This window comes from Herbaspirillum sp. DW155, assembly GCF_037076565.1.
In the GTDB taxonomy this organism is placed as follows: domain Bacteria; phylum Pseudomonadota; class Gammaproteobacteria; order Burkholderiales; family Burkholderiaceae_D; genus Herbaspirillum.
The window spans coordinates 3,037,206-3,057,516 of record NZ_AP029028.1; the positions used below are offsets into that span (position 1 = coordinate 3,037,206).

The 20,311-nt window shown below is 62.3% G+C and carries 17 protein-coding genes and 1 tRNA gene; 9 read left to right on the top strand and 9 right to left on the bottom strand.

The window, feature by feature from the left end:
• Positions 1-236: 236 nt before the first annotated feature.
• The 6 genes from lon to AACH55_RS13920 all read right to left on the bottom strand — a co-directional run bounded on the left by lon (position 237) and on the right by AACH55_RS13920 (position 7,600).
• Positions 237-2,645 carry an endopeptidase La gene (gene lon, locus AACH55_RS13895; RefSeq protein ID WP_338715140.1) on the bottom strand — a complete coding sequence of 803 codons (2,409 nt, stop codon included), beginning with the start codon at positions 2,643-2,645 and terminating at the stop codon, positions 237-239.
• Between the two features lie 285 nt (positions 2,646-2,930).
• On the bottom strand, positions 2,931-4,196 hold the full coding sequence (gene clpX / locus AACH55_RS13900; RefSeq protein WP_324878841.1) for an ATP-dependent Clp protease ATP-binding subunit ClpX: 1,266 nt from the start codon (positions 4,194-4,196) through the stop codon (positions 2,931-2,933).
• Between the two features lie 264 nt (positions 4,197-4,460).
• The gene (gene clpP, locus AACH55_RS13905; protein WP_338715143.1) at positions 4,461-5,087 is read right to left on the bottom strand and encodes an ATP-dependent Clp endopeptidase proteolytic subunit ClpP; all 627 of its coding nucleotides are present in this window, start codon (positions 5,085-5,087) and stop codon (positions 4,461-4,463) included.
• A gap of 51 nt (positions 5,088-5,138) precedes the next feature.
• Positions 5,139-6,488, bottom strand: coding sequence for a trigger factor (tig, locus tag AACH55_RS13910; RefSeq protein ID WP_338715144.1), 1,350 nt, complete (start codon positions 6,486-6,488; stop codon positions 5,139-5,141).
• Positions 6,489-6,772: 284 nt separating this feature from the next.
• Positions 6,773-7,270, bottom strand: a complete 498-nt coding sequence (locus AACH55_RS13915) for a CreA family protein (RefSeq protein ID WP_338715145.1) — start codon at positions 7,268-7,270, stop codon at positions 6,773-6,775.
• A gap of 135 nt (positions 7,271-7,405) precedes the next feature.
• A complete protein-coding gene (locus AACH55_RS13920) occupies positions 7,406-7,600 on the bottom strand; it encodes a DUF1653 domain-containing protein (RefSeq protein ID WP_338715146.1) in 195 nt (64 codons plus the stop codon).
• On the opposite strand from AACH55_RS13920, the gene AACH55_RS13925 reads away from it, so the two are divergent.
• The 6 genes from AACH55_RS13925 (at position 7,599) to hpnC (ending at position 13,946) form a co-directional block, all read left to right on the top strand.
• Positions 7,599-7,721: a hypothetical protein gene (locus AACH55_RS13925; RefSeq protein WP_338715147.1), complete on the top strand. Its 123-nt coding sequence runs from the start codon at positions 7,599-7,601 to the stop codon at positions 7,719-7,721. The genes AACH55_RS13920 and AACH55_RS13925 overlap by 2 nt on opposite strands.
• Positions 7,722-7,804: 83 nt before the next feature.
• Positions 7,805-7,891, top strand: a tRNA-Leu gene (locus tag AACH55_RS13930).
• 467 nt (positions 7,892-8,358) lie between these two features.
• Positions 8,359-10,434, top strand: a complete 2,076-nt coding sequence (locus AACH55_RS13935; protein WP_338715148.1) for a calcium-binding protein — start codon at positions 8,359-8,361, stop codon at positions 10,432-10,434.
• Positions 10,435-10,558: 124 nt separating this feature from the next.
• Complete coding sequence (locus AACH55_RS13940; RefSeq protein WP_338715149.1) at positions 10,559-12,592, top strand: calcium-binding protein; 2,034 nt, start codon at positions 10,559-10,561, stop codon at positions 12,590-12,592.
• 229 nt (positions 12,593-12,821) lie between these two features.
• Positions 12,822-13,106: a hypothetical protein gene (locus tag AACH55_RS13945; RefSeq protein WP_338715150.1), complete on the top strand. Its 285-nt coding sequence runs from the start codon at positions 12,822-12,824 to the stop codon at positions 13,104-13,106.
• A 30-nt stretch (positions 13,107-13,136) separates the two neighbouring features.
• Positions 13,137-13,946 carry a squalene synthase HpnC gene (gene hpnC / locus AACH55_RS13950; protein WP_338715151.1) on the top strand — a complete coding sequence of 270 codons (810 nt, stop codon included), beginning with the start codon at positions 13,137-13,139 and terminating at the stop codon, positions 13,944-13,946.
• 74 nt (positions 13,947-14,020) lie between these two features.
• Here the strand turns inward: hpnC and AACH55_RS13955 are convergent, their stop codons facing one another.
• Positions 14,021-14,860: an HDOD domain-containing protein gene (locus AACH55_RS13955; RefSeq protein ID WP_338715152.1), complete on the bottom strand. Its 840-nt coding sequence runs from the start codon at positions 14,858-14,860 to the stop codon at positions 14,021-14,023.
• 369 nt (positions 14,861-15,229) lie between these two features.
• Between AACH55_RS13955 and hpnD the strand changes: the two genes are divergently transcribed.
• The 3 genes from hpnD (at position 15,230) to AACH55_RS13970 (ending at position 18,715) form a co-directional block, all read left to right on the top strand.
• Positions 15,230-16,063, top strand: a complete 834-nt coding sequence (gene hpnD, locus AACH55_RS13960) for a presqualene diphosphate synthase HpnD (RefSeq protein ID WP_338715153.1) — start codon at positions 15,230-15,232, stop codon at positions 16,061-16,063.
• A gap of 15 nt (positions 16,064-16,078) precedes the next feature.
• A complete protein-coding gene (gene hpnE / locus AACH55_RS13965) occupies positions 16,079-17,410 on the top strand; it encodes a hydroxysqualene dehydroxylase HpnE (RefSeq protein WP_338715154.1) in 1,332 nt (443 codons plus the stop codon).
• A 162-nt stretch (positions 17,411-17,572) separates the two neighbouring features.
• Entirely contained in the window at positions 17,573-18,715 is a 1,143-nt protein-coding gene (locus tag AACH55_RS13970; RefSeq protein WP_338715155.1) for an alpha-hydroxy acid oxidase, read from the top strand.
• A gap of 80 nt (positions 18,716-18,795) precedes the next feature.
• Here the strand turns inward: AACH55_RS13970 and AACH55_RS13975 are convergent, their stop codons facing one another.
• Both AACH55_RS13975 and AACH55_RS13980 read right to left on the bottom strand, forming a co-directional pair.
• A complete protein-coding gene (locus AACH55_RS13975; RefSeq protein WP_338715156.1) occupies positions 18,796-19,467 on the bottom strand; it encodes an ankyrin repeat domain-containing protein in 672 nt (223 codons plus the stop codon).
• Positions 19,464-20,243 (bottom strand): TatD family hydrolase, encoded by a 780-nt coding sequence (locus tag AACH55_RS13980; protein WP_338715157.1) that lies wholly within the window; start codon positions 20,241-20,243, stop codon positions 19,464-19,466. The genes AACH55_RS13975 and AACH55_RS13980 overlap by 4 nt, the downstream gene beginning before the upstream one ends.
• Positions 20,244-20,311 lie beyond the last annotated feature (68 nt).

Consider the following 20,311-nt stretch of genomic DNA (forward strand, 5'->3'; position numbering starts at 1 on the left):
CTCCGATACCCTGCGACAGAGGCTCCACACCATCGCTTGCCTGACGGAAATTTCCGCAGCGGCTATTTAACAAGCCGCTCAGGCCCGTGTCAAGCGGGTTTCCGGCCTTGCGGCGATTTACAGCGAGCTTTATTTACTTCATTCCCACGCGGCGATACCTGAACCTTCGGGTCAAAAAAAAGCGCCTCTCACGAGGCGCCTTTCAGCATGATGCGCAAGGGACTAACACCCCATGCTCAATGCTTCACCACCGGGTCCGTCGCGCCTTCCTTCGGCTTGACGGCCGCTTCGACGATCGCTTCCTCTTCGCTCAACGGCACCGGCTGGCGTTCCAGCGCGACTTCCAGAACCTTGTCGATCCAACGCACCGGGATGATCTCCAGCTTGTTCTTGACGTTATCCGGAATCTCCGCCAGATCCTTCACGTTCTGCTCAGGAATCAGCACGGTCTTGATGCCGCCACGATGCGCCGCCAGCAGCTTTTCCTTCAGACCGCCGATGGGCAGCACTTCGCCGCGCAAGGTGATTTCACCGGTCATGGCCACATCGGCACGCACCGGGATACCACTGAAAATGGACACCAGCGCCGTCGTCATCGCGATACCGGCAGAAGGACCATCCTTGGGCGTTGCACCTTCCGGTACGTGGATGTGGATGTCGCTCTTCTCGAAGACTTCGCTCTTGATACCGAGCTTGCGGGCGCGACTGCGGACCACGGTGCGCGCGGCTTCGATCGATTCCTTCATCACATCGCCCAGCGTACCGGTGCGGATGATCTGGCCCTTGCCAGGCATGTTCACCGCTTCGATGGTCAGCAGGTCGCCGCCCACCTCGGTCCAGGCCAAACCAACCACCTGGCCGATCTGGTTTTCCTTCTCGGCGATGCCGAAGTCGTAACGGCGCACACCCAGGAACTTGTCCAGGTTGCGCGAGGTGACGGTGACCTTCTTCTCCTGCTTTTTCAGCAGCAGCAGCTTCACGACCTTGCGGCAAATCTTGGAGACTTCACGTTCCAGCGAACGCACACCGGCTTCGCGGGTGTAGTAGCGGATGATGTCGCGGATGGCCGACTCGGCCACGCTGATCTCGCCTTCCTTGAGGCCGTTGTTCTTGATCTGCTTGGGCAGCAGGTAGCGCTGCGCAATGCTGGTCTTCTCGTCCTCGGTGTAACCCGACAGGCGGATGACTTCCATCCGGTCCAGCAGCGCCGGCGGAATGTTGAAGGAGTTCGAGGTCGCCACGAACATCACGTCCGACAGGTCGAAATCGACTTCGATGTAGTGGTCGGAGAAGGTGTGATTCTGCTCCGGGTCCAGCACTTCCAGCAGCGCCGAGGACGGATCGCCACGGAAATCCATGCCCAGCTTGTCGATTTCATCCAGCAGGAACAGCGGATTGCGCACACCGACCTTGGACAGGCTTTGCAGGATCTTGCCCGGCATAGAACCGATGTAGGTACGACGGTGACCACGAATCTCGGCCTCGTCGCGCACGCCACCGAGGGCCATGCGCACGAACTTGCGGTTCGTAGCACGGGCGATGGACTGGCCCAGCGAGGTCTTACCGACGCCCGGAGGACCGACGAAGCACAAGATCGGCGCCTTCAGCTTGTCCACGCGCTGTTGCACGGCGAGATATTCGAGGATACGTTCCTTCACCTTCTCCAGGCCATAGTGATCGCCTTCCAGCACCTTCTCGGCATTGGTCAGGTCGTTGTTGACCTTGGACTTCTTCTTCCAGGGCAGCGCCACCAGGGTATCGATGTAGTTGCGCACCACGGTCGCTTCAGCCGACATGGGCGACATCAACTTCAGTTTCTTCAGCTCGGACTGGGCCTTTTCCAGGGCTTCCTTGGGCATCTTGGCGGCGACGATCTTCTTTTCCAGCTCTTCCAGATCGGCACCGTCTTCGCCTTCGCCCAATTCCTTCTGGATGGCCTTGACCTGTTCGTTCAGGTAGTACTCACGCTGCGACTTTTCCATCTGGCGCTTCACGCGGCCGCGGATGCGCTTTTCCACCTGCAGGATGTCCAGTTCGCCTTCCAGCTGGCCCAGCAGATGCTCGTAGCGCTTGGTGACGTTGAAGATCTCCAGGATCACCTGCTTCTGCTCCAGCTTCAGCGGCAGATGCGCGGCGATGGTGTCGGCCAGGCGACCGGCGTCGTCGATCCCGGCCAGCGAGGTCAGGATTTCGGGCGGGATCTTCTTGTTCAGTTTTACGTACTGGTCGAACTGCTGCACGATCGTGCGGCGCATGGCTTCGACTTCGGCTTCATCGCCCTGCTCGGATTCCACCGGCGTCAGGTCGGCGACGAAATGGGTGTCCAGTTCGCTGATGTGATGGATGCGGGCACGCTGCGCGCCTTCGACCAGCACCTTCACGGTGCCGTCAGGCAGCTTCAGCATCTGCAGGATATTGGCCACGCAGCCGATTTCGTAGATGTCTTCAGCCGAAGGCTCATCCTTGGCGGCCGCTTTCTGGGCGGCGAGCATGATGCTCTTGCCCTGCTCCATGGCCGCTTCCAGCGCCTTGATCGACTTCGGGCGGCCGACGAAGAGCGGAATCACCATATGCGGGAAGACAACCACATCCCGTAAGGGCAACAGCGGCAATTGCGATTGTTCTGTAAGTATAGGAGTCGTCATGGCGGGCCTTATCAATAAGTACTGTGAATGATGTTGGCACGAGTGACCAAAACACAAGTCCGGCAGACTAAATATTCACCGGTTGTGCGTTGTCATGATCGCAACAAAATAAAAAAGCCACACGCGAAGCTAGCTCCGGGTGGCTTTTCGATGGAAGCCAGTAATATGCGCCGGTTTATTTTACCGTGTTTGCGGTGACCGGACTTCGTGGTGGCTTCTTGCTACCGGAAGGCAGCCGCTACGGCTGCCTTCCTTTTTCTGCTTTTTCCTTCATCTGCCGGCTAATCAGCCGCCCGACACCTTCGGCTGGTCGTGATAGATCAGCAGCGGCTTGGCGCCATTGGTGATGGTGTTTTCATCGACCACCACCTTGGCCACGTTCTGCTCGCTCGGAAGTTCATACATCACATCCAGCAGGGCGTGTTCCAGGATGGAACGCAGGCCGCGCGCGCCGGTCTTGCGGGCCAGCGCCTTCTTGGCGATGGCGTGCATGGCGGCCGGACGGATCTCCAGCTCGGCGCCTTCCATCTGCAACAGCTTGGCGTACTGCTTGATGAGCGCGTTCTTGGGCTCAATCAGGATCTGGATCAGGGCTTCCTCATCCAGCTCGTTCAAGGTCGCGATCACCGGCAGACGGCCGACCAGCTCGGGAATCAGGCCGAACTTGACCAGATCTTCCGGCTCGGCATTGAGCAGCACTTCAGAATTGCTCTTCTGGGTCTGACTCTTCACGCTGGCCGAGAAACCGATGCCGCTCTTTTCGGAACGGTCAGAGATGATCTTGGCCAGGCCATCGAAAGCGCCGCCGCAGATGAACATGATGTTGGTCGTGTCAATCTGCACGAAATCCTGATTCGGATGCTTGCGGCCACCCTGCGGAGGCACCGATGCCATGGTGCCTTCGATCAGCTTCAGCAGCGCCTGCTGCACGCCTTCACCGGAGACGTCGCGGGTGATGGACGGGTTGTCCGACTTGCGGGAAATCTTGTCGATCTCGTCGATGTAGACGATGCCCTTCTGGGCTTTCTCGACTTCGTAATTGCAGTTCTGCAGCAGCTTCTGGATGATGTTCTCGACGTCCTCGCCGACGTAGCCGGCTTCGGTCAGCGTGGTCGCATCGGCGATCACGAAGGGCACGTTGAGCATGCGAGCCAGGGTCTGTGCCAGCAGCGTCTTGCCGGAGCCGGTCGGGCCCACCAGCAGGATGTTGCTCTTGGCCAGTTCGACGTCATCCTTTTTGCCCAGGTGCTTGAGGCGCTTGTAGTGGTTGTAGACCGCCACCGACAGGATACGCTTGGCGGTAGCCTGTCCGATCACGTACTGGTCCAGCAGGTCGGTGATTTCCTGCGGGGTCGGCAGGTCCGACTTGGCGCCGGTCACGCTTTCCACGCTGGCGGCCTCATCACGGATGATGTCATTGCACAGGTCGATGCATTCGTCGCAGATGAAGACCGAAGGACCGGCGATGAGCTTCTTGACTTCATGCTGGCTTTTGCCGCAGAAGGAGCAGTAAAGCAGTTTTTCGCCGCTGGAAGATTTTTTCTCGGACATAGAGCTACTAGAGTAAAAGTTACGACCCGATCATACCCGCGAAATCCGGATTCGTCACGGCTTGGTCATTTTTGGTGTCCCAAAATGCTTCACAGGACTGCCGTATGACCGTTATATGTCAGCACAGGTGCCATTTATCAAGCAAACAGAGCCGGAAAAGCTGCTCTGTGCCAATTTCGTCAAAATTTGCACAAAAAAAAAGCCCGAACGATGTTCCGTTCGGGCATTTTTTGGCGTTTTACAACGCTGCACTACGTGCAAAGCTCAAGTACGCTGGGTCAGCACCTGGTCGATCAGACCATATTCCGCGGCGGCCTCGGCCGACATGAAATTGTCTCGATCGGTATCCTTGCTGATCTGCTCGACCGTACGGCCGGTCTTTTCAGCGAGGATGGTGTTGAGGCGTTCGCGCAGGTACAGAATTTCACGTGCCTGGATCTCGATATCCGATGCCTGGCCCTGAGCGCCGCCCAGCGGCTGGTGAATCATGATGCGCGAGTTCGGCAGCGAGAAACGCTTGCCCTTGGCACCAGCGGCCAGCAGGAAAGCGCCCATGGAAGCGGCCAGACCCGTGCACAGCGTCGACACTTGCGGCTTGATGAACTGCATGGTGTCGAAGATCGCCATGCCGGCCGAAACCGAACCGCCAGGCGAATTGATGTACAGGGAAATGTCCTTGTCCGGGTTTTCGCTTTCCAGGAACAGCAGCTGCGCCACGATCAGGTTGGCCATCGCATCATTGACCGGGCCGACCAGGAAAATGATGCGTTCCTTGAGCAGGCGCGAATAGATGTCGTAAGCGCGTTCGCCACGGCCACTCTGTTCGATCACCATCGGCACCATGCCGAGCATTTGGGTATCCAGTGCAGATTGCTTCATCAGACCAGTCATGTATGCATCCTTAAGCGTAAGAGTTTTCTGATACTACTAGAGAAAACCGGATTACGCTTGCGCCTGATTACCCATCAGTTCATCGAACGAAACCGGCTTTTCCGAGACCTTTGCCTTGCCGAGGACGTAGTTGACGACGTTTTCTTCCAAAACAAGAGCTTCGACTTCGGCCAGGCGACGACGGTCGGAGAAGTAGTACTTCAGCACTTGTTGCGGATCTTCGTAGCTCTGGGCGAAGTCTTCGATCTGGGCCTTGACCTGTTCTTCGGTGGCTTCCAGCTTGTTCTGCTTGACCACTTCAGCCAGGATCAGGCCCAGGCGCACGCGGCGCTCGGCCTGGGCAGTGAACAGTTCCTTGGGCAGTTGCATGACCTTGGGGTCCATACCGCGCTGGGCCATGTCCTGACGGGCCATTTCGGACAGGCGCTCGACGTCCTGGTCGATCAGGGCCTTGGGCACTTCCAGTTCGGACGCCTTGATCAGGGCGTTCATCACGCTGTCCTTGGTCTTGGCCTTGGTGCGGGCGGTGACTTCACGCTCCAGGTTCTTCTTGATGTCTTCGCGCATCTTGGTCAGATCGCCGTCTTCGATGCCCAGGGATTGGGCGAAGACTGCATCGACCTCAGGCATATGCGCCCATTCGATCTTCTTGACGGTGATGGTGAATTCAGCGGTCTTGCCGGCCACGTCCTTGCCGTGGTAGTCCTCGGGGAAAGCCAGCGGGAAGGTCTTCGATTCGCCGACCTTCAGGCCGATGGTCGCGGCTTCGAATTCGGGCAGCATGCGGCCTTCGCCCAACACGAACGGGAAGGCATCGGCCTTGCCGCCCTGGAATTCCACGCCGTCGATCTTGCCCACGAAGTCCACGGTCACGCGGTCGCCGTTCTGGGCCGACTGGTCGGCACCGCCGTCGCCGTGCGCACCTTGCTCGCCCTTGACGTGGTAGTGCACGCGCTGCTTGCGCAGGATGTCGATGGTCTTGTCGATTTCGGCGTCGGAGACGACCGCGGTGGTCTTCTCGACTTCAGCGCCGGACAGGTCGCCGACGGTCACTTCCGGATAGACTTCGAAGGTGGCGTCGAAGGCCAGCTTGCCTTCACCGGCTTCTTCGCTGGTCTTGGGTTCGATGCGGGGGAAACCGGCCACGCGCAGGTTGTTTTCGACGGCGGCGTCATTGAATGCGCGGCCAACCTTGTCGTTGAGGACTTCGGTTTCGACCTGGTAGCCGAACTGGGCGGCAACCATCTTCATCGGCACTTTACCCGGACGGAAACCCGGTGCCTTGGCGGTACGGGCGCGCACCTTCAGGCGCTTTTCCACTTCAGCCTGAACATCGGCCAGCGGGAAAGACAGGGTCATACGACGTTCGAGTTTGCTCAGGGTTTCGACTGCAGTTGCCATTTAAATCGTCCAAATGTTAAGAATTCCGTAAGCCGGAGCATGCTGCCCTTCGTCCCGATCAACTGATTGCAGACGAAAAGCGCCCCGCCCGGCCGCGCTAAAGCTCGCTATTTTATACGCAAAAAGCGCCGCGAGTCCAAAAATGGGCTTGCCAGCCTGCAAACCAGGGTCAATCCTGCCAATTGCCCGCCCGATCAGCCCTGGCGCGGTCTGCAGCGGGATCAGGAAGACCGCCGCATTGCCCGCCAGCAAACGCCATCCGTAAAGAATTTAGAGAATTTCCCTCATTTCACCGGAATCGGCGTGGACGGCGCCACCGGCACCGCCGTCACGGCGTTCATGGGGCTGCCATCGATGAGCTTGTCCGAATAGGTCAGGTAGACCAGCGTATTGCGCTTGGCATCGACCACCCGCACCACGTGCAGACGCTTGAAGAGAATCGACATGCGCTCGGTAAAGACATCCTCCTGCACCGGCAGCTTGTCCTTGAACTGCACGGTGGGCGCCACCTGGCGGCAGGCGATGGAGGCTTCGGACTTGTCCTCGGCCAGACCGACCGTGCCCTTCACGCCGCCGGTGCGGGCGCGCGACACGTAACAGGTCACGCCGCTCACCTTCGGGTCGTCATACGCTTCGATGACCACACGGTCGTTCTTGCCCAGCCAGCGGAACGCCGTGCTGACATCGGCCAGTTCTTCAGCCGAGACGGTGTGCGGGATGGTGGCGGCAATGGCAAGGACGGAGAAGATCGCGCCGACCAGAGCGCGTGCTTGATAGTTCATGAGGATGCCCGAATAAAGTGAATCAAAAAGAGGAAGGACCGACAGCATGCGATAGACCGCCGTACGCAGGCATTGTTCAGCTTGCGCGCCTTGCTGACGCAGCGGGGCATCGGTATTGACGGGATGCAGGTGGTTTCAGTCGTCGATCTTCTCGAAACGCGGCACCTGCCGCCCCCCGACGTCCACCATCTCGAAGAAGGCGGCGCGTGGGCGCAGCCAGAGCCGACCATCGGCGGCCCGGTAGACGATCATGGGAGTCAGGTCGGCCTCGAGGATGGCCTCGTCGACATATTCATAAATGCCGCCCTTGTAGTGACGATAACGTGTCATGCGAATCCTGCCCGTTAATAAGACAGGCGGCATGGTACTACCGATGGCCGGCGACAAGAAAATGTCCGCACAGAAAAACGCCCACATTGACAACGGCTTGCAGTACAATGGCGCGCTTTGACAAATTGCTACCTGCATCGGTAGCGGCAGGTCTGCGGCAAACGCACTGCCAGACTGCTATCGCACCGATGCCCGACACCTTCAGCGAGGATGGCGAAATTGGTAGACGCACCAGGTTTAGGTCCTGACGCCAGCAATGGTGTGGGGGTTCGAGTCCCCCTCCTCGCACCAGACAATCCGTTTCAAATCTCCGATTTGACCCAGCGGCCTGCATCGTTGCCGACCCGCTAGACTTGCGCACCTGCACGCCCGCCGCTGTCGATCTCGGGGGACCGCTTCGCGCTTCCTGCCGCACACTGCGCAAGATGTGAAGAAAAAGTCACAATCTCTCTCTGCCCCGTTGTACGCGACGGCGCCCCGGCTGCAGTCATCACCTCCTCTTTCAGCGACGCTCGGTTGCCTCAAGTTGTCTTTTTCTCCTTCGCATCAGATTGTCAATGGACCAACGGCACTTTCGTGCGATTTACCGAAGTCTTTCGATCCGATTGAATCGTCGCGGGACCACCAGAACAAGACCTGTCCGCCCTGCCACCGTCCGTGGCCAGGGCGGCAGGAAACAGGTCCCCGGGGCGGCACGCCACCTGCGCAAACCTGCCCCGCATAACAACGCCAGCGATGGCGCACTTGAAAGGGAACCCGTGTCAACCAACTCAGCCACTCCACGCTCTGCCACTGCTGCGGCAGAATCGACCGATCTGGTCATCAGACGCATCGACGATCGCTTCGTCAGGATTCAGAACGGTAGCGTCTTCAAAGTTGTCTTCTCTCCCATCAAGCCGGGAGTCAAGCCCTTCCATACCCCGCCCACCGTGGCCAGCAGCACTCTGGCCAGCACCCGCCCAACCAGCGTCACTCCGGTGAGCAGCAGCAAGCCCACCAAGATCGCTCTGCCCAACACGTCCAAACCCGTCAGCGCTACGCCGGCCAATCCCAACAAGCCCACCGCCAGCCTCGCCCCGGCCAGCATCAGCAAGCCTGTCGATATCACGCCACCCGGCACCGCCAAACCGGCCAGTGTCACCCCGGCCATCGCCGTCAACGCACCCGCATCCAATGTCCTGCCCGCAGAACACGACAACGCCGCCAACGTGACCGGCGCCACCACCATCACCACCAATGACGCCATCAAGCCGCACAGTCCCCCTCCCGGCAGCATCGCCAGTGCCCTCGCCAGCGGCAAATCAAGCGCCAATGGAGCGGACCTCGCCATCGCCCTGCCCAATGCGCAGCGCTACCTGGAAGCCTTCAACGCCCCTGCCCCCTTCGGCGACGATGCCGGCACGCTGAAAAAACTGCCCGGCGTGGCCGCCAGAAAAACCTTGATCCTCGATGCCACAGCCAAGGGCCTGAGCATCGGCGAGGACCATCTCAATGCCATCGGCAATGCGCAAGACAACCGCCTCACAGGCAATGACCGCGACAATATCCTCGACGGCATGGCCGGCGCCGATACCATGACCGGCGGCAAGGGCGACGACAGCTATTACGTCGACAACGTGGGCGACAAGGTGATCGAAAATGCCGGCGAAGGCGTGGATACGGTCTATGCCACCGTCAGCACCACACTCGCGGCCAACGTCGAGAACCTGGTGCTGCTCGACGCCAGCAAGCCGCAAACGGCGATGGTCAATGGCGTCCACGCACTGGTCTATGGCCGGCCGCGCTCGTATCAGCTGGACTACGCCCAGGGCGATGCCGTCCAGGGCTATCGCGGCACCTGCAGCGAAACCACCATCGCCAACATCACCACGATGGGCGACAAGCCCGCCACCGAAAAGGAAGTGGTCGAGAAAGCCATCAAGGAAAAATGGTGCGATACCGTGAGCCCGTCCGAAGAGCTCCGGGGTGGCACTACCCCCACACAGCAGCGGGCCTTGCTCAAAGCCTTCGGCTTCAACGCCAGCGTCACGGAGGGCTACGATGAAAAAGCGATCGCCCAGAGCATCAAGGATGGCAAGGGCGTGGCGGTGAGCGTGAGCGCCGGCAATCTGTGGGGCATGAGCCTGTCCGACCAGGATTATTGCAATCACCTCGTGACGGTCACCGGCGTGGCCTGTTCAGCCATGACCGGCGAAACCATCGGCTTCTACATCACCGACTCCGGCCAGGGCCACGAAAGCGACATGTGCCGCTTCGTCACCACCGAACAACTGCGCTACGCCGCCAACGTCAGCGGTGCCCACACCATGACCACCGACGATCCCATCAAGCTGCGCAACCAGAACCTGGACGCCACCGGCAATGCGCTGGACAACATCCTGGTGGGTAATCGGGGCAACAACGTCCTCACCGGGGGCCGCGGCAACGATCTGCTCATCGGGGACACCGGCAACGATACCTATGCCTTCGCCAAGGGTGACGGCCAGGACGTGATCTACGACCACGATGCCACCAAGGGTAACCTCGACACACTCAGCTTTACCGATGCCAAGCAGACCAACCTCTGGTTCAGCAAGGCCGGTGACGACCTGAAGATCAACGTCCTGGGCAGCAAGGACCAGGTGACCGTCAAGGACTGGTACGCCGGTGGTAACAGCGGCAGCGACAACCACATCGAGCGCATCAGGACCGCCGACGGCAAAACGCTCCACGACACCGACGTCGACAAGCTGGTGCAGGCCATGGCCAGCTTTGGGGCGCCCTCGGCCACCCAGACCAGCTGGCCGACCACCCAGGGTGGCGATGGCAAGGTCTTGCTGACCGTCAGCCACTAATCCGCTACCACTCTTTGATCAACCTGCATCGTAGCTGCGCTTGAAGGCTTGCAGGGCAAGGCGTCTCGCGCGATGCCTTGCCCTGCTCCTCATCGCCCACCCACGCGCAGTGGAAAGGCAAATCGTGTCCACACCTCATACAAGCCCGGCTGCTGCCCCGCCCGGTCTCGTCATCACCCGCATCGACGACCGCTTCATCAGCATCCGGCGCGGCAACGTCTCCGAAATCGTGTTCTCGCCGATCCGGCCCGGCATCAAGCTCTTTGGCGGCGCGTCCCCGGCGCCGGCCAGCAAACCGGCCACCGTATCGCAAGCTCCCGTCGCAACCAGTACACCTGCAGTCACACCGGTCGCCATCACCGGCAAACCTGCCAGTACAGTCCCTGTCAGTACCGATATACATCCCCTGACACATCCCCTGATACATCCCCTGACACCTCCATCGGCCATCATCAGCAAGCCCGCCATCAGGCCGCCGGTGACACCGTACACTCGTCCGGTCATTGCACCGGCCATTACACCAGGCGGCCCTTCTGTGCCGGCCACCGCCAGCACACCGCCGCCGCTGACGCCCATGACAGTAGCCAGTACACGACCGGCCATCGGGCCTGCCAGTACCAGTAAAGTGAACCTGACACCCGCGCCCGCCGCACCTCCCGTCGACCTGATCGCCCAGGCCAACGCAGCGCGCTACCAGGACAGCTTCTACGCACCCGCGCCCTTCGGTGACGAAGCCTCCAAACCCAAAGGCAACAAACCCGCAGCGGCACCGACATTCCTCAGCCTGGACGAAGACACGGAGGACCTCTCCCTGGGCAGCTGCCTCGCCGGCATTGGCAATGCCCTGGACAACCGCCTCACCGGCAACGACCAGAACAACATCCTCGATGGCATGGGCGGGACCGATACGATGGCCGGCGGCAAAGGCGATGACAGCTATTACCTAGACAATGCCGGCGACAAGGTGATCGAAAAAGCTGGCGAAGGCGTGGATACGGTCTACGCCACCGTCAGCACCACGCTCTCGGCCAACGTCGAAAACCTGGTGCTGCTCGACGCCGCCAAGCCGCAGAGCGCGGTGGTCAATGGCGTCCAAGTGCTGGTCTATGGCATGCCGCGCTCGTATCAGCTGGATTACGACCAGGGCGGCGAAGTCGAGGGTTACTGGGGCACGTGCGGCGAAACCAGTGTGGCCAACGTGACCCTGATGGGCGGCCATGCGGCTTCCGAAAAGGAAGTGGTCCAGCGTGCCATCAAGGAAAACCTCTGCGATACCGCCGCCGAATCCGCCGACATGCGCGGCGCCACCTCGGAAGACGACCGCCAGGCCTTGCTGCAGGACTTCGGCTTTGCGTCCAGCATCGACGAGCAGGTCGATCTCACGGCAGTCGCCCAGAGCATCAAGGACGGCAAGGGTGTCATCATCAGTGTCAGCGCCAGCAAGCTGTGGGATCTGCACGAAGAGAACGAGGACACCAGCGACCACGCCATCACCGTCACCGGCGTGGCCTGTTCGGCGGCCACCGGCAAGACGGTCGGTTTCTACATCGCCGACTCGGGGCGCGGCCGTGCCAGCGACATGTGCCGCTTCGTCTCCCTGCAGCGCCTGCGCGAGGCCACCAACGTCTACGGGGCCGATACCGTCACCACCGATGATCCGATCAAGCTGCGCAACCAGAACCTCGATGCCACCGGTAACGAGCTGGACAACATCCTTGTGGGCAATCGCGGCAACAACGTCCTCAGGGGCGGCCGCGGCAATGACCTGCTCATCGGCGGTGCCGGCAACGATACCTACACCTTTGCCAAGGGCGACGGACAGGATGTGCTCTACGACCACGATGCCACCAGGGGCAATCTGGATACGCTGAGCTTTACCGATGCCAGACAGAGCAACCTCTGGTTCAGCAAGGCCGGGAACGATCTGCGCATCGACGTGCTGGGCGCAACAGATCAGATGCTGGTCAAAGATTGGTACCTGGGCAGCGACAACCACATCGAGCGCATCAGGACCGCCGATGGCAAGACCCTCCACGACACCGACGTCGACAGGCTGGTGCAGGCCATGGCCAGCTTTGGGGCGCCCTCGGCCACCCAGACCCGCTGGCCGACCACCCAGGGCGGCGATGGCAAGGTGCTGCTGACGGTCACGCATTGAGCCTGAAAAATTTGCTCAATTTCCGCAAAAAGCTTCACCTGCAGTAAAGAAGGATGCCGTCTCAAGGCGGCATCCCGGGCTTGCCTGCAAGAACCTTCATTTCAGCCAAAAACCAGCCTCATCCGGGCATCCTCTCTGCCCCATTTCACCGTCCTGCCGCCCTTAACTGCTACAATCCGCGCCTTTGCCGGCCAGGCTGCCGCGCAGTCTCATCATCGGAGGACCACTCATGCCCACCCAGGAAGAATTCGACGCCTTGAAGCAAAACCACAACGCGCTGCTGAACAAGTTCATCGAAAACAACACCGCGGACCAGATCCTGTTCTCCACCCTCTTCACGGCGGCGGCCGTGCTGTCCAAGGATGGCAAGCAGTTCACCGCAGGCGCCATGGGCATCGCCCGCTCGCTGGCGGCGCAGTTGAATGCCGGGGGCACCATGCCCAAGGCCCTGCTGGAGACGGTGGAAACGCGCATCGCCACCATCGAAGCGCTGCTCAAAGACAAGTTCGACTGATCGGCCCGCCGCCAGCAAGCCGGAACCCCCATGGCCGTCGATCACTACGAGAACTTCCCCGTGGCCTCGCTGCTGTTGCCCGCGCGCCTGCGGCCTGCGGTCGCGGCCATCTATGCCTTCGCGCGCAGTGCCGATGACATCGCCGATGAAGGCGATGCCCGGCCCGAAGAACGGCTGGCAGCGCTGCAGGCCTACGAAGCGCAGCTCGACCTGATCGCGCAGCAGTTGCCCTGCACCACGCCGATGTTCCAGCGGCTGCAGCAGACCATCGCCGCGCATGCCCTGCCGCTGCAACCCTTGCGCGACCTGCTGTCGGCCTTCCGCCAGGATGTGGTGACCACCCGTTACCCCCGCTACACGGACCTGCTGGACTATTGCCATCGCTCTGCGAACCCGGTGGGATGCCTGATGCTTCATCTTTATGGAGCAGCAACTGAAGAAAATCTCCGAAATTCGGACGCCATCTGCAGCGCCTTGCAACTCATCAACTTCTGGCAAGACGTGGCCATCGACTGGCAAAAGTCGCGCATCTACCTGCCACTGGAAGATCTGCAGCGATTTGGCATCACGGAGGACGACATCGCCCGGGCCAGCAACGACCAGCGCTGGCAACAGCTGATGCAGTTCGAGATAGCGCGGGCGCGCGCCCTGATGCTGTCCGGCGCCCCGCTGGCGCGGCGCCTGCCGGGCCGTATCGGACTGGAACTGCGCATGGTGGTGCAAGGCGGGCTGCGCATCCTGGAACGCATCGAAGCGGTCCGGGGCGACGTCTTCGGCCAGCGCCCCAGGCTGGGCAAGCTGGACTGGCTCATCGTTGGCTGGCGCGGCCTGACCCGTTAAACCGGCCGCGCAATGAAAAGCCCCGCCGGCATTGCACCGGGCGGGGCTTCAGGAAGCCTCTGCGGCAAGCCGCTTCAGACCAGCAAGGCGGCCGTCAGCGTGCGGATCTGCTCTTCGCAATCCTCCATGACCTCGCGCAGCGAACCGTCGCCGAGGTAGTCATCGACCAGGTTCTCGCCGCCGATTCCGGCCTCGGCCACCGCCGTGCGTTGCAGCGGCGAAGGCACCGGCGACATTTCCTTGGCCAGCAGCAGCACGTCGCCGATGGTCTGCGGCGGCAGCACGCGCACGCCATGCCACAGCGATTCGATGGCATCCACCACCGGCTGGGGCACCCCCAGTTTCTTCAACACGGCGCGGCCAATCATCTTTTCGCCGTATTCCATCCAGTCTTCGGTACCGCCGTCGAGCAGGCCCGGGAAGTCATCCGTGCGCGAGAGCAGGTAGAAGCCGCCCACTTCATGCACGATGCCGGCAAACATGGCCGTCTCCGGATCGGCCTTGGTCAGCCTGGAAGTCAGCACGTAGGCGGTGGCCGCCACATGGGCGCAGTGCTCCCACAGCTGGGCCGACTTGATGCGCATGCCGGGATTGTTGATGGTGCGGCCGAGCTGGCGCACGATCACCGAGGTGGTGATGGTGTTCAAGGTACGGAAGCCCAGCCGCATCACGGCCGCCCGCACGTTGTTGATCTCGCCGCCGGAGCGGTTGTAGGCCGCCGAATTGGCAATGGCCACGGTGCGCGCGGCCACCAGCGGCTCGGCCATGACCAGCTTGGCGGCCAGTTCCAGATGGCATTCCGGGTCGGCCAGGGCCTTTTGCAGCTTGAGCGAAGCGCTGACGTTGGCCGGGAATACCAGCTCGCCACGGCCCGCCTGCGAGGCGATATTGCGAAAGATTTCCAGTCTGTCCATGTTATCTCCAGCCTCCAGGGCGCCATCGTCGATGGCTAGGGTTGCCGATTTGCCGCGCTGCCAGCGGGTCTGGCCCGATGGCGCGCCGCCTCTGTCCTGCTTGTTTGCTGATTCTTCGTGGTTTCTTCTGGGTTATCGGCAGAATTCATCCGGATTTGATGTCATATGAATTTGTTTTTCCGGACTGCGCTTGGCTTGAGCTTAAAGGACAACGCCGGGGGCCGCAATAGAGGGCCGGCTACCGGCAAAACAAGGCGCCGGCAAGCGCAACCGGCATTTGCCCTGCAGGGCGCACTCGGCTAGCATAGCGCCTTTGCCGCAGGGGCCCCTGGTCGCCTGCCCCATGCTTCAACCGCCCGCCACGCATCCATGTCTCCAGACGAATACTGCCAGCAGAAGGCCGCCGCCAGCGGTTCCAGTTTCTATTACAGCTTCCTGTTCCTGCCGCCCCAGCGCCGGCTGGCGATCACGGCGCTGTACGCCTTTTGCCGCGAGGTCGACGATACCGTCGATGAAATCGAGGATGCGATGGTGGCCCGCACCAAGCTGATGTGGTGGCGCAAGGAAATCGCCGCCATGCTGGAAGGCCAGCCGACCCACCCGGTCACCAAGGCCCTGCATCCGCACGTGGCCACCTACCAGTTGAAGGGCGAACACCTGCAAGCCATCATCGATGGCATGGAAATGGACCTCGACCAGACCCGCTACCTCGACTATCCCGGCCTGCAGCGCTACTGCTGGCATGTGGCCGGCGTGGTGGGCGTGCTCTCGGCCAGCATCTTCGGCCATACCCAGCCCGGCACCCTGCTCTTCGCCGAAAAGCTGGGACTGGCCTTCCAGCTCACCAACATCATCCGCGACGTCGGCGAGGATGGCCGCAAGGGCCGCATCTATCTGCCCGTCAACGAATTGCAGCAATTCAACGTGACCGCCGCCGACATCCTCAACGCCCGCCACAGCGAGCGCTTCGAGGCACTGATGAAGTTCCAGGTCGAGCGCGCCCAGGCCGTCTATGACGAAGCCTTCGCCCTGCTGCCCAAGGAGGACCGCCGCGCCCAGCGCCCCGGTCTGATGATGGCGGCCATCTACCGCACCCTGCTCGACGAGATCGCCCGCGACCGCTACCAGGTGCTCAACCAGCGCATCTCGCTCACGCCCATCCGCAAGCTCTGGCTGGCCTGGAAGACCTATGTCTTCGGCTGACCGGGCAGCCTTGGCATGATCAACGCCCCGCGCCATTACGCCGTCATCGGCGCCGGCTGGGCCGGCTGTGCGGCCGCCGTGGCGCTGGCGGCGGGCGGCCATCGGGTGAGCCTGTTCGAGGCCGCACGCACCCTCGGTGGACGTGCGCGGCGCGTAGAACTGGACGACCGCGTGCTGGACAACGGCCAGCACATCCTGCTGGGCGCCTATCGCGCCACGCTGGCGCTGATGAAGCAGGTCGGCGTCGATCCCGCCAGCGCCTTGCTGCGCCTGCCCTTGCAGATGCGCTATCCGCTGGCCGCTGGCGGCGAGGGCATGGATTTCCTCGCCCCGCGCCTGCCTGCGCCCTGGCACGTGGCCGTGGCGCTGCTGCGGGCCAAAGGACTGGCGCGCGAAGACAAGATGGCGCTGGCGCGCTTTTCCACCACGGCGCGCTGGATGGGCTGGCAATTGCATCAGGATTGCAGCGTGGCCGAGCTGCTGGAGCGCTATGAGCAGACGCCGCGCCTGATTCGCCTGATGTGGCGTCCGCTGTGCATCGCCGCGCTGAACACGCCGCCCGAACGCGCCTCGGCGCAAGTCTTCCTGAACGTGCTGCGCGACAGCCTGGGCGCGCGCCGTGCGGCCTCCGACATGCTGATCCCGCGCCTGGACCTGGGCGCCCTGCTGCCCGACGCCGCTGCCGCCTACCTGGGCCAGCGCGGCGGGCTGGTGCAGGCCGGCGTGGCCGTGGCGCGCCTGCTGCCGGGCAATGACGCGGGCAACTGGCGGCTGGAAGACCGCGCCGCCGAAAGCCTGGGCGAATTCGCCGGGGTGGTGCTGGCCACCGGCCCCGAGGCCGCCGCGCAATTGCTGGAAGGTCTGCACGACACCACCCTGCTGCGCGCGCTGGACCACGAACCCATCACGACCTGCTATCTGCAGTACCCGCCCGGGCTGCGCCTGCCCGCGCCCTTTCTGGCCCTGGCGGACGATCCGCAAGCCCAGGCCTGGGGCCAGTTCGTCTTCGACCGCGGACAACTGGGCGGTGAAGCGGGCTTGCTGGCCGTGGTTGTCAGTGCCGCCGGTCAGGCCATCGCGGATGGCCATGCGGCCCTGACCGAAGGCATCACCCGCCAGCTGGCGCACGACTTCGGCAATCCGGCCCTGGCCACGCCCGGCTGGAGCCGGGTCATCACCGAAAAACGCGCCACCTTCGCCTGCACACCGGGCTTGCAGCGTCCCCACAATACCGGCATGCCCGCCGGGCTGGCCCTGGCCGGGGACTACGTGGCCGGCGACTATCCGGCCACGCTGGAAGGCGCCGTGCGCAGCGGCCAGGCGGCGGCGCGGCTGCTGGCGGCCTAAGGCCGTAAAATTTTCATGGATGGCGGCAAAGGGATTCACCCCAGCCGCCGCGGGTATGCACTAGCATAACGGGCAGTCTGCAATCCCCATGTCCGCAGTCCCAAGAACACCACCATACAAGGCGGCCCCGGCCGCACCCTATAACAACGGAGAAAAAACACCATGCCGGTCATGACCTGTGTCGAAGACTTCCGCCTGCTGGCCAAGAAGCGCGTCCCCAAGGCGTTCTACGATTACGCCGACAGCGGCTCCTACACCGAGAGCACCTATCGCGCCAACAGCCGTGATCTGGCGGCCCTGAAGCTGCGCCAGCGCGTGGCCATCAACGTCGACGAACGCAGCACCCGCACCACCATGATCGGCCACGACGTCACCATGCCCGTCGCCATCGCCCCGACCGGCCTGACCGGCATGCAATGGGCCAATGGTGAGATGCTGGGCGCCATCGCCGCCGAAAAGTTCGGCATTCCCTTCACCCTGTCCACCATGAGCATCTGCTCCATCGAGGACGTGGCCAGCGTGACCACCAAGCCGTTCTGGTTCCAGCTCTACGTGATGCGTGACCGTGGCTTCGTGAAATCCCTGATCGACCGCGCCAAGGCCGCCAGGTGCTCGGCCCTGGTGCTCACGCTGGACCTGCAGATCCTCGGGCAGCGCCACAAGGATCTCAAGAATGGCATGTCGGTGCCGCCCAAGCTGACCCTGGACACCCTGCTGGACCTGGCCAGCAAGCCCGGCTGGGCACTGCGCGCGCTGGGCGGCCGCAAGACCTTCGGCAACCTGGCCGGCCACATCAAGGGCGGCGAAGGCGCCGGCGGCGTGCAGACCCTCTCCAAGTGGACCGCCAGCCAGTTCGACCCGACCCTGAACTGGGATGACGTGGCCTGGATCAAGCAGCAATGGGGCGGCAAGCTGATCCTGAAGGGCATCCTCGATGTGGAAGATGCCAGGTTGGCCGTTCAGAGCGGCGCCGACGCCATCGTGGTCTCCAACCACGGCGGGCGCCAGCTCGATGGCGCCATGTCGTCCATCGAAGCCCTGCCGGCCATTGCCCAGGCCGTGGGTGACCAGATCGAAGTCTGGTTCGACGGCGGCATCCGCTCCGGCCAGGATGTGTTGAAGGCGGTTGCGCTGGGTGCGCGCGGCACCATGATCGGCCGCGCCTTCCTCTACAGCCTGGGCGCCATGGGCGGCGAAGGCGTATCGCAGATGCTGGAGATCATGCGCAAGGAGCTTGACGTCAGCATGGCCCTGACCGGTACCAAGGACATCAAGGACGTCGGCCCGCACATTCTGGTGCGCTGAACCTGCCCCGCAAAGCAAACGTCCCGGTCCACCGCAAGGTGGCCGGGACGTTTGCTTTGCCGGATCAGCGTACCGAGCGATTACGGGCGCGGTTTCTGGCTGAGCACGTCGATCACGCCATCCTGCCCGTAGCGACGGGCCAGGTCCATGGCGGTGAGGCCATCCTTGTTCTTCAGCGTCAGGTCGGCGCCGTTGTCGCGCAGCACTTCGACCGCCGCCACCCGCCCGCGCATGGCGGCCAGCATGACGGGGGTCATCTTGTCATCGGGCGATTCGGCATCGACATAGGCCGAGGCATCCAGCAGCAGCTTGACGATCTCGGAGCTGCCGTTGATGGCGGCGTAATGCAGTGCCGTCCAGCCGGGGCGGTTGACCTGCACCTCGCGCGAGAGCAGCAGCTTGACCACCGGGATATTGCCGTAGAAGGAGGCCAGCATCAGCGGCGTATCGCCATTGATGGCCTGGGCTTCCAGGTTGACGTCGGGGGCGTTGACCAGCACGTCGAAGGCCTTCATCGAATCTTCGCGGATGGCCAGCATGAGGCCGGTATAACCGCGCTTGGGCTCGATCAGGTTGGGGCCCATGCCGCGCTGCATGAGCTGCTTGAGGAAATAGACGTTATCCATGCGGATGGCCTGGAAGTAATCTTCATAGGCCCCCGCACGCGCCGCTCCCGGCAGCAGCAGCGAAGTATAGAGCACGATGCGGCCGATACCGCCGAAGCGGGCGCGCAGCTTTTCCAGCAGGGTCATGGCTTGATTCCGAACAACGTGAAGAAATTTTCAGAGGTCTGGCGCGCCACCTCGGCCGCCGGGATACCGCGCAGGTCGGCGATGAATTCTCCGACGTGGCGCACGTAACCCGGCTCGTTGGTCTTGCCCCGGAAGGGCACCGGCGCCAGGTAGGGGGAATCGGTCTCGATCAACATGCGCTCCAGCGGAATGGTGCGCGCCACCTGCTGCAAGTCCTTGGCCGACTTGAAGGTGACGATGCCCGAGAACGAGATGTAGAAGCCCAATTCAATGGCCGCATCGGCCACCGCCTGGGATTCCGTAAAGCAATGCATGACGCCCGCGACCCCGCCTGCCTGCGGGCTGGCACCTTCTTCCTGCAGGATACGGATGGTGTCTTCCGATGCCGAGCGGGTATGGATGATGAGCGGCTTGCGGGTGGCGCGCGAGGCGCGGATGTGGGTACGGAAGCGCTCGCGCTGCCATTCCAGATCGCCCTGCAGGCGGTAGTAATCCAGCCCGGTCTCGCCGATGGCGACGATACGCGGATGGTCGGCCAGGCGGATCAGTTCTTCCAGCGAGGGTTCGGGGGTCTCTTCGTAATCCGGATGCACGCCGACCGAGGCGTAGACGTGGGGATACTGCTCGGCCAGAGCCAGCACCTGCGGGAAGTCCGGCAGGTCCACCGACACGCACAGGGCATGGCTGACCTGGTTCTCGGCCATCTTGCCGAAGATCTCCGGCAAACGTGCGGCCAGGTCGGGAAAATTGATGTGGCAATGGGAATCGATATACATGGCCGCTATTGTAAAGCCATGCCGACAGGCTGTCGCCCCTGCTTGCCAGCCTTACTTTTCGTTACCGG

What these genes read in the sequence shown, in the direction of transcription:
- lon (WP_338715140.1), bottom strand. Translation starts at nt 2,645, where the DNA reads ATGACGACTCCTATACTTACAGAACAATCGCAATTGCCGCTGTTGCCC.
- clpX (WP_324878841.1), bottom strand. Translation starts at nt 4,196, where the DNA reads ATGTCCGAGAAAAAATCTTCCAGCGGCGAAAAACTGCTTTACTGCTCC.
- clpP (WP_338715143.1), bottom strand. Translation starts at nt 5,087, where the DNA reads ATGACTGGTCTGATGAAGCAATCTGCACTGGATACCCAAATGCTCGGC.
- tig (WP_338715144.1), bottom strand. Translation starts at nt 6,488, where the DNA reads ATGGCAACTGCAGTCGAAACCCTGAGCAAACTCGAACGTCGTATGACC.
- AACH55_RS13915 (WP_338715145.1), bottom strand. Translation starts at nt 7,270, where the DNA reads ATGAACTATCAAGCACGCGCTCTGGTCGGCGCGATCTTCTCCGTCCTT.
- AACH55_RS13925 (WP_338715147.1), top strand. Translation starts at nt 7,599, where the DNA reads ATGCGAATCCTGCCCGTTAATAAGACAGGCGGCATGGTACTACCGATG.
- AACH55_RS13920 (WP_338715146.1), bottom strand. Translation starts at nt 7,600, where the DNA reads ATGACACGTTATCGTCACTACAAGGGCGGCATTTATGAATATGTCGAC.
- AACH55_RS13945 (WP_338715150.1), top strand. Translation starts at nt 12,822, where the DNA reads ATGCCCACCCAGGAAGAATTCGACGCCTTGAAGCAAAACCACAACGCG.
- hpnC (WP_338715151.1), top strand. Translation starts at nt 13,137, where the DNA reads ATGGCCGTCGATCACTACGAGAACTTCCCCGTGGCCTCGCTGCTGTTG.
- AACH55_RS13955 (WP_338715152.1), bottom strand. Translation starts at nt 14,860, where the DNA reads ATGGACAGACTGGAAATCTTTCGCAATATCGCCTCGCAGGCGGGCCGT.
- hpnD (WP_338715153.1), top strand. Translation starts at nt 15,230, where the DNA reads ATGTCTCCAGACGAATACTGCCAGCAGAAGGCCGCCGCCAGCGGTTCC.
- hpnE (WP_338715154.1), top strand. Translation starts at nt 16,079, where the DNA reads ATGATCAACGCCCCGCGCCATTACGCCGTCATCGGCGCCGGCTGGGCC.
- AACH55_RS13970 (WP_338715155.1), top strand. Translation starts at nt 17,573, where the DNA reads ATGCCGGTCATGACCTGTGTCGAAGACTTCCGCCTGCTGGCCAAGAAG.
- AACH55_RS13975 (WP_338715156.1), bottom strand. Translation starts at nt 19,467, where the DNA reads ATGACCCTGCTGGAAAAGCTGCGCGCCCGCTTCGGCGGTATCGGCCGC.
- AACH55_RS13980 (WP_338715157.1), bottom strand. Translation starts at nt 20,243, where the DNA reads ATGTATATCGATTCCCATTGCCACATCAATTTTCCCGACCTGGCCGCA.